12 protein-coding genes are annotated in these 6,823 nt (G+C 67.4%); 4 read left to right on the top strand and 8 right to left on the bottom strand.

The features are described from left to right. Window positions 1–165: 165 nt before the first annotated feature. Both E1263_RS41495 and E1263_RS41490 read left to right on the top strand, forming a co-directional pair. Window positions 166–516: a type II toxin-antitoxin system RelE/ParE family toxin gene (locus E1263_RS41495; protein WP_132177817.1), complete on the top strand. Its 351-nt coding sequence runs from the start codon at window positions 166–168 to the stop codon at window positions 514–516. Window position 517: 1 nt separating this feature from the next. Further along, on the top strand, window positions 518–808 hold the full coding sequence (locus E1263_RS41490) for a helix-turn-helix domain-containing protein (protein ID WP_238162049.1): 291 nt from the start codon (window positions 518–520) through the stop codon (window positions 806–808). On the opposite strand, the gene E1263_RS41485 is transcribed toward E1263_RS41490, so the two are convergent. From E1263_RS41485 to glpX, 8 genes are all read right to left on the bottom strand, one after another. Then, the gene (locus tag E1263_RS41485) at window positions 797–1,294 is read right to left on the bottom strand and encodes a hypothetical protein (RefSeq protein WP_132177815.1); all 498 of its coding nucleotides are present in this window, start codon (window positions 1,292–1,294) and stop codon (window positions 797–799) included. The genes E1263_RS41490 and E1263_RS41485 overlap by 12 nt on opposite strands. Continuing rightward, on the bottom strand, window positions 1,288–1,773 hold the full coding sequence (locus tag E1263_RS41480) for a hypothetical protein (RefSeq protein WP_132177813.1): 486 nt from the start codon (window positions 1,771–1,773) through the stop codon (window positions 1,288–1,290). The genes E1263_RS41485 and E1263_RS41480 overlap by 7 nt, the downstream gene beginning before the upstream one ends. Then, entirely contained in the window at window positions 1,757–2,272 is a 516-nt protein-coding gene (locus E1263_RS41475) for a hypothetical protein (protein WP_132177811.1), read from the bottom strand. The genes E1263_RS41480 and E1263_RS41475 overlap by 17 nt, the downstream gene beginning before the upstream one ends. After that, entirely contained in the window at window positions 2,256–2,753 is a 498-nt protein-coding gene (locus E1263_RS41470; protein WP_132177809.1) for a hypothetical protein, read from the bottom strand. The genes E1263_RS41475 and E1263_RS41470 overlap by 17 nt, the downstream gene beginning before the upstream one ends. Then, entirely contained in the window at window positions 2,737–3,231 is a 495-nt protein-coding gene (locus tag E1263_RS41465; protein ID WP_132177807.1) for a hypothetical protein, read from the bottom strand. The genes E1263_RS41470 and E1263_RS41465 overlap by 17 nt, the downstream gene beginning before the upstream one ends. Before the next feature lie 68 nt (window positions 3,232–3,299). Continuing rightward, on the bottom strand, window positions 3,300–3,773 hold the full coding sequence (locus E1263_RS41460; RefSeq protein ID WP_132177805.1) for a hypothetical protein: 474 nt from the start codon (window positions 3,771–3,773) through the stop codon (window positions 3,300–3,302). Further along, the gene (locus E1263_RS41455) at window positions 3,773–4,714 is read right to left on the bottom strand and encodes a carbohydrate kinase family protein (protein WP_132177803.1); all 942 of its coding nucleotides are present in this window, start codon (window positions 4,712–4,714) and stop codon (window positions 3,773–3,775) included. Before E1263_RS41455 ends, E1263_RS41460 begins: the two co-directional genes overlap by 1 nt. Next, a complete protein-coding gene (gene glpX / locus E1263_RS41450) occupies window positions 4,711–5,745 on the bottom strand; it encodes a class II fructose-bisphosphatase (RefSeq protein WP_132177801.1) in 1,035 nt (344 codons plus the stop codon). The genes E1263_RS41455 and glpX overlap by 4 nt, the downstream gene beginning before the upstream one ends. A 75-nt stretch (window positions 5,746–5,820) precedes the next feature. On the opposite strand from glpX, the gene E1263_RS41445 reads away from it, so the two are divergent. Beyond that, window positions 5,821–6,423 (top strand): DUF4245 domain-containing protein, encoded by a 603-nt coding sequence (locus E1263_RS41445; RefSeq protein WP_132177799.1) that lies wholly within the window; start codon window positions 5,821–5,823, stop codon window positions 6,421–6,423. 166 nt (window positions 6,424–6,589) lie between these two features. Further along, on the top strand, window positions 6,590–6,823 hold a 234-nt coding region (locus E1263_RS41440), incomplete at its 3' end, for an NTP transferase domain-containing protein (RefSeq protein ID WP_165956936.1).

Raw genomic sequence — 6,823 nt, 5'->3', positions numbered from 1 at the left:
GCCCCCAACACCCGCCCCAAAACCTTCCACATCCGCGGCACCGCCATCCTCGGCGACATCAAGATCAAACGCGGCCCCCGCCTCACCAAACGCCTCGGCCTGAGCTGATCGGTCCTGTGGATAGTGTGCGACAGAGAGTGACGATTCCGATATAGCATTCGTGCTATGTCCTGGGGTACCGTTGAACTCGAAGCCGAAGTGCGCGATTGGCTCGAGGCATTGCCGACCGAGCTGTTCGGGCGCGCCGCCTTTTACATCGATCTCCTCGCCGATCGGGGGCCGCTGCTGAGCGAGCCGTACACGAAACAGCTTGACGGGAAGCTGCGTGAGTTGCGTTTCTGGCTCGATCAGGACGCGATGCGGATCAGCTACTGGATCGCGACCGACCGGCGGATCATCTTGTTGACAGTGTTCCGGAAGAGCCGGATGCGTGAGACGCAGGAGATCGGCCGAGCGCGGCGGGCATATCGGCGGTGTGTGGAGCGGGCGCACAGTGTGCCGACGGAGGAGGAGTGACGTGGCTGGTTGGGACGAGGTGCGGGGGCGGCGGCTGCGGGAGCCGGGTGCCGGCGAGGCGTACGACGCGGCGCGGCGGGCGTTCGAGCTGGGCGCGGCGGTGCGGGCGATGCGCGAGGACCGGGGCTGGACGCAGACCCGGCTCGCGCAAGCGGCGGGGATGACGCAGTCGGCGCTTGCGCGGTTCGAGGCCGGCGGGACGGTGCCGACGTTGGCATTGCTCGAGCGGATTGCGCAGGCGTTCGAGGCGCGTTTGGTAGTTCGGTTCGACGAGGGGCACTCAGCCGCTTAGAGCGCCCGGGTGGCGTTCGGTGTGGAGGTGGGTCAGCCAGGCGGTGAGGGCTGGGAGGTCGTGGACGTTGTCCTGGGGGATCTCGACGGCGTCCTCGTCCTCGTCGGTCAGGTGGATCGGGAGGCGGTCGTTCCAGAAGGTGCTGGTCGGCGGGCCGATGGTGGCGATGGCGGACCAGGGGACGAAGCCTTTGCCGAGGTGGATACCGGTGGTGTCGACGATCAGGGCCGGGGCGCCGCGGAGGATCTGGGCGGTGGTGTGGACGGCTGAGGCGAGCAGGAGCGCGATGCCGACGACGCGGATGTAGAACCAGGTGCCGCGGGAGTCCCAGTCGTCGAAGGTCCCGATCGCAGGCACGATCGTGATCGCCCAGGAGATCAGGTACTGCCGACTGAGGAGTGCTCGGCGTCGGCGGCGAAAGAACACCCGACCGGTACGGCGGTATTCGTCGTCCCAGCGGTCCGGGCCGGTGTCGCCCATCACCATGACTGGGCTCCTGAGCGGCGGTGGTTTTCGAGGAGATAGACGAACCAGGCGCGGGCCATGGTGATGTCGCGGAAGCTGTCGCGGCGGATGAAGAGCTTGTTCGGGGGATTGGCCGACTCGACCTTGAGGCCGCCGCCGCCGGCCCCGAAGCCGATGGCGGTGATGGACGACCAGGCGACCGACTTGCCGCGGCGGTGAATGCCTCGGGCGTCGACCACGACCTTTGGCTCGCCGGTCGCCAACTGCCAGAGGCTGTAGGCGAGCAGGCTCATGAGCAGCACGAGAACCACCCAGTCGGCCACCGCCCAGCCGACAGCCAGCTCCGAAGTGAAGGCCCGCGGGGCGCGCAACGCCGCGAGTACACCGACGACGACCGCCCGCACGACGACTGGGCGACGCCGTACGGGGAAGGTCACCTGGCCGGTACGGCGGTACTCCTCGTCCCAGGCATCGGCGGTCAGATCACCCGTTGTCGGCATGCGGTTCCTTGTCGTTGTGCTTGCGGTGCGGGCGGAGGTCGTTGAGCCAGGCGGAGAGCGCGGTCAGGTCGCGAACATTGTCGCGGTGGATGCGGATCTCCTTGTCCCAGACGTTGGCAGGCAGCACCGGCAGCGTACGAAAGAAGGCCGGGCCGCGGGGAATGCCGGCAGTACCAACTTCGTCCCACGCCATGAACGCGCGGCCGTAGCGGATCCCCTCGGCGTCGACAGTCAGGATCGGCCAACGCGTAATCAGCTGCCAGCTGCCGATGCCGATGAGCGTCAGCAGCAGCATCACCCGGAGAGACGTTGCCAGCAGCCGATACCCGCTCTGGTCCGCCAAACTGATCAGGTTCGACACCCCGCTCAAGCCGTACACGAACAGGATGACCGCTCCGCGCAGCACATACGGCCGCCGCCGCAACGGAAACACGACCCGTCCGTTGCGCTGAAACTCTTCGGTCCAGGCAGCGGGCGTCTGCTCACCCGTTGTCGGCATGTGACTCCCCTTCGAAGGTCGCGCGGTGCTGTTTCAGAACGTCCTCGAGCCAACCGCCCAAGGCGCTCATGTCGCGCACAGCCCAGTGCCTGATGGTCAACGGCTTCCCGTCCAGCGACACGATTGCCAGCGTCGTCTTGTGTGGGATGCCGATCGTCCCGATCTGGTTCCACGCCAGCCGCGTGTCGCCGTACCGGATGCCGTTGGCATCAACCAGCAGCAACAGCTTGTTGCCCACGAGCTGTGCCGCCGCCCAGATACTCCGGCCGAACGTGACCAGCATGACCACGATCAGCAACAGCCACGCGTCACTGTCGGACGGCACCACGAAGGCAAGGAGCAGGATGCTCACAGCCGTCAGCCCCTGCAGCAGCAACATCTCCCGTTGGTACGGCGCTGTCCGCCGAGTGAACTCGACCCGGCTGGTCCGCTGGTACTCCGCCGCCCACACCTCCGCTGAGGCCTCACCCATGATCGGCATGTGAATCCCCTTGTGTGGTTGCCTGGTTCTCCTTGTGGAGCTCCCCAAACCAGCCGGCCAGCGCGGCCAGGTCGCGCACCGCATAGTGCTTGATGACCAGCTCGCCTTCCCGGAGGATCAGCTCAACATCCCAGCGCTGTGGCGCGCCGATGAGGATGATCTCGCTCCACGCGCATCGCTTGTCGCGGTACTGGACCCCGTCGGTATCCACGACCAGCAGGACCGGCTTGCCCACGAGCTGAACGACCGCCCAGGTGCTCCGCCCAACGGCGAACAGGCCGAGCAGCAACGCAGCGGCCGTCGCTTCGTTCTCGAACGGAATGACGAAGGCGATCCAGCACACAACGGCCAGCACCACGAACTGGTTCCGCAGCATCACCCGCCGGTACGGCGCAGCGCGGCGTACGAACTCGACCCGCCCAGTCCTCCGGTACTCCTCCGCCCACACCTCGGCCGAGGCCTCACCCATGGTCGCCATGCCCCCACCCCTCCCCAGGAGGCGCAACTCTAATGCAGGAAGGGGAGCGCGGAGGCCGAAAGTCGGCGCTAGGCGGTGTAGCGGGTTTGGACCGAGCGGATCCAGTGGGCGAATGCGTCCAGCTCCTCGACGTTGTCGAGCGAGATCCTGATCGGGCGGGTACGGCGATCGACCGGGCGCACCTGGATGCTCCGGGCGCCGGTGAAGCCGGTTGGCTCGTCGATCTGGGCGATGCCGGACCAGGGCAGCCGTCGGCCGCGGGTGATGCCTTCGGCGTCGATCGTGACGACCGGCTTGTTGGCGATCAGCTGGACGAGCGTCAGGACCGTCCCGTAGACGAAGGCGGCCAGTGCGGTCAGTCGCAGGACGCCGATGGTCCCGGTGATCCCGTCAGCGCGCAGATGGTCCAGATTCGTTGCCAGGGAGGCGATCGTCACCAGACCGAACGCGGCCAACCGGAGGTAGAGCCGGCCGCGGCGCGGTGGGAAAACCACCCGCCCGGCCTCGTCCAGCGCGGTGTTCCATGCATCAGCCGGAGGCATCAGGCTCCCCAGGTTGCCGTGTGTTCGGCGGCGGTCGGCGGGTCGGCGCCATGCCGAGTGCAGGTGATCGCGGCGGCCTTGACCGCGTAGTCGACCACGGACTCCAAGCTCTGTGACGTCAACCCGGCCAACCGGGTCTCGCCGAGCAGGCCCTGGGCGTTCAGACCGGCAATCAGCGCAGCCATGAACGAGTCGCCCGCACCGACGGTGTCGACGACCTCGATCTTCGGCGCGGTCACGTCGATCCGCCCGTTCCGGCTGATCCCGAGTGCGCCTTCGCCGCCGCGGGTGATGACGACGCACTGCGTCCGCGGCGCACTCAGCAGCTCGACCGCAATCGACTCAGGCGATTGCCCGGGCTGCAGGAACTCGCAGTCCTCATCGCTCAGCTTCACCAGATCCGACAGCGCAGCCAACTCCCGTACGGCGGCCCACGTGGCAACCGGGTCCGGAGTGATCGTCGGGCGTGCATTCGGATCGAGGGTCACGGTCACCGGCTGATCCGCCAGCGACTTCAGGAACTCGCGGATCGCGGTCGCGCCCGGCTCAAGCACCGTCGCGATCGACCCGGTGTGCACGGCGGGACAACCCCGCGACAGCGAGAGCGACGGCGGCTCCCACGTGATGTCGAATTCGTACGACGCAACTCCGGCCGCGTCGAGCGTTGCGGTCGCCGTACTGGTCCGGAAGCCAGGCTCCACCGAACCGGGCGACAACTGGACGCCGTTCCCGAACAGGTGCGCTCCGAGTTGGTCGCCGTACGGGTCGGTGCCGAAGCGGGTGACGAGCTGAGTCGGTACGCCGAGCCTTGCCAACCCGACCGCGACATTCGCCGGGGAACCACCGGGTGTCGTCTTGGGCTTTCCGTTGCGAGTGGCCTTGGCTCCGGTGCTGACGATGTCGACGAGCGCCTCGCCGATGACGAGGGTTGGTGCACTCATCTTGCGTGCTCGAAGTCGATGGCGGAGTACGCGCGGAGCTTCTCCAACTGGTGGACGCTCTCGATGCTACGGATCGTTCCGCTGCGCGAGCGCATCACCAGCGAGTGCGTGCGCGCGGTCGAGCGTCCGTAACGGACGCCGCGCAACAGCTCACCGTCGGTGATCCCGGTTGCGACGAAGAAGCAGTCGTCACCGCTGACCAGGTCGTCGGTGTCGAGGACGCGGTCGAGGTCGTGCCCGGCGTCGATCGCCTTCTGGCGCTCGTCGTCATCGGTCGGCCAGAGCCGGCCCTGGATCTTGCCGCCGAGGCACTTCATCGCGCAGGCCGCGATGATGCCCTCCGGCGTACCGCCGATGCCGAGCAGCATGTCCAGACCGGTGTCCGGCCGCGCTGCCTCGAGCGCACCGGCGACATCGCCGTCGCTGATGAACTTGATCCGCGCACCGGTCGCCCGGATCTGCGTGGCCAGGTCGTCGTGCCGCGGCCGGTCGAGCAGTACGACGGTGACGTCGTCGACGCTCGAGCCCTTGGCCTTGGCGACCCGGCGGATGTTCTCCGCGACCGGGAGCCGGATGTCGACCACGTCGGCCGCCTCCGGACCGACGACCAGTTTCTCCATGTAGAACACCGCGGACGGGTCGTACATCGAGTTGCGCGGTGAGACCGCCATCACGGCGATGCCGTTGTTCATTCCCTTGGCGACGAGCGTCGTACCGTCGACGGGGTCGACCGCGACATCGCACTCCGGGCCGCTGCCGTCGCCGACCCGCTCACCGTTGTAGAGCATCGGGGCGTTGTCCTTCTCGCCCTCGCCGATCACGACCGTGCCGTTCATCCCGACCGTGCCGATCAGGGTGCGCATCGCGTTCACCGCCGCGCCGTCGGCGCCGTTCTTGTCACCGCGACCGACCCAGCGACCGGCCGCCATCGCGGCGGCTTCGGTGACCCGGACCAGTTCGAGCGCGAGGTTGCGGTCAGGCGCATCGGCCTCGACCTCGAGATGGGCTGGCGGAGTCGTGGCGTCGGTCATGTCAACGGATCGTAGCCAACCCGGTGATCGGACCTCTCAGCCAGGACCACTTAGCCAGGATGCGACACTCGTGTCATGAGTTCGACTGGTCAGGGTGAAGCCGAGGCGCGGGAGAAGGCCCGGGCGCGCGCGGAGGCGATTGCCTATCGCGAGCAGAACAACAAGGACCGGGCGAAGGCGCGGACGCTGCCCAACATGTTCTGGGCGCTGCTCGCCTGCTTCATCGTGGTCGCCTTCCTGATGATCGTCACCTGGCGGCCGAAGGAGGAGAAGGTCCGCGCGGTCGAATACACCGCTCAGCTGGAAGACGCCCGCAAGGCCGCATCCTGGGTGCGCGGTCCGGAGCCGATGCCGGCCGGCTGGCAGGCGACAAGCGTCGAGTTCCGCGCGCCGGAGCAGATGCCGATGACGTGGCACCTCGGGGTTGTCACCGACTCGAAGAAGTACGTGGGGATCGAGCAGTCCAACGTCGCCGGGCCGAAGTTCCAGTCCGAGGAGCTGGGGAAGACCTCAGACGACGGTACGGCGACGGTCGCCGGTGTCACGTGGCAACGCAAGGTGCTGCTGGATCGCAAGGGCGAGAACGCCTTGGTGCTGGTCGGTTCCGGCGTCACCACGATCGTCACCGGGAACGCCGGGTATCCGGCCCTCGAAACGTTTGCTTCTTCCCTGCGCTGACTTCTGCGCTGACTTCTGGGCTGACACGGTACTGACCAGTTTCCGGACATGCGTTGACACGCTGACCGGCGCCGGGGTTCGATCGATGTTTCGGCTTGCCACTCGGGGACAGCCCTAAGGAGCCCCGTCGTGTCCGCCGTTCCCCAGTTGCGCAGTTGATCCGCCCATGTTCGTCACGGGGATGGTGCTGGCCGCCGAGAGCTCCCCACACCTCGGCGTACCGTGGCAGTTGCTCGAATACCACGGTGAAACACTGCTCGGCTCGACACTCGACACTGCGCGCGACTGCGGATTCGACCAGCTGATCGTCACGCTGGGGAGCGCCTCCGCGCAGGTCCGCGACCGGGTCGACCTCGACGGCGTTCGCGTGGTCGACTCACCGCACGCCGACACCGGCAGT

The organism is Kribbella antibiotica, assembly GCF_004349055.1.
GTDB lineage: Bacteria > Actinomycetota > Actinomycetes > Propionibacteriales > Kribbellaceae > Kribbella > Kribbella antibiotica.
This window is presented reverse-complemented; position numbering and strand designations above follow the sequence as displayed.

Excerpts from the sequence above, each read along its gene's own strand:
- E1263_RS41495 (WP_132177817.1), top strand. The coding sequence starts at position 166 with ATGTCCTGGGGTACCGTTGAACTCGAAGCCGAAGTGCGCGATTGGCTC.
- E1263_RS41485 (WP_132177815.1), bottom strand. The coding sequence starts at position 1,294 with ATGGTGATGGGCGACACCGGCCCGGACCGCTGGGACGACGAATACCGC.
- E1263_RS41480 (WP_132177813.1), bottom strand. The coding sequence starts at position 1,773 with ATGCCGACAACGGGTGATCTGACCGCCGATGCCTGGGACGAGGAGTAC.
- E1263_RS41475 (WP_132177811.1), bottom strand. The coding sequence starts at position 2,272 with ATGCCGACAACGGGTGAGCAGACGCCCGCTGCCTGGACCGAAGAGTTT.
- E1263_RS41470 (WP_132177809.1), bottom strand. The coding sequence starts at position 2,753 with ATGCCGATCATGGGTGAGGCCTCAGCGGAGGTGTGGGCGGCGGAGTAC.
- E1263_RS41465 (WP_132177807.1), bottom strand. The coding sequence starts at position 3,231 with ATGGCGACCATGGGTGAGGCCTCGGCCGAGGTGTGGGCGGAGGAGTAC.
- E1263_RS41460 (WP_132177805.1), bottom strand. The coding sequence starts at position 3,773 with ATGCCTCCGGCTGATGCATGGAACACCGCGCTGGACGAGGCCGGGCGG.
- E1263_RS41455 (WP_132177803.1), bottom strand. The coding sequence starts at position 4,714 with ATGAGTGCACCAACCCTCGTCATCGGCGAGGCGCTCGTCGACATCGTC.
- glpX (WP_132177801.1), bottom strand. The coding sequence starts at position 5,745 with ATGACCGACGCCACGACTCCGCCAGCCCATCTCGAGGTCGAGGCCGAT.
- E1263_RS41445 (WP_132177799.1), top strand. The coding sequence starts at position 5,821 with ATGAGTTCGACTGGTCAGGGTGAAGCCGAGGCGCGGGAGAAGGCCCGG.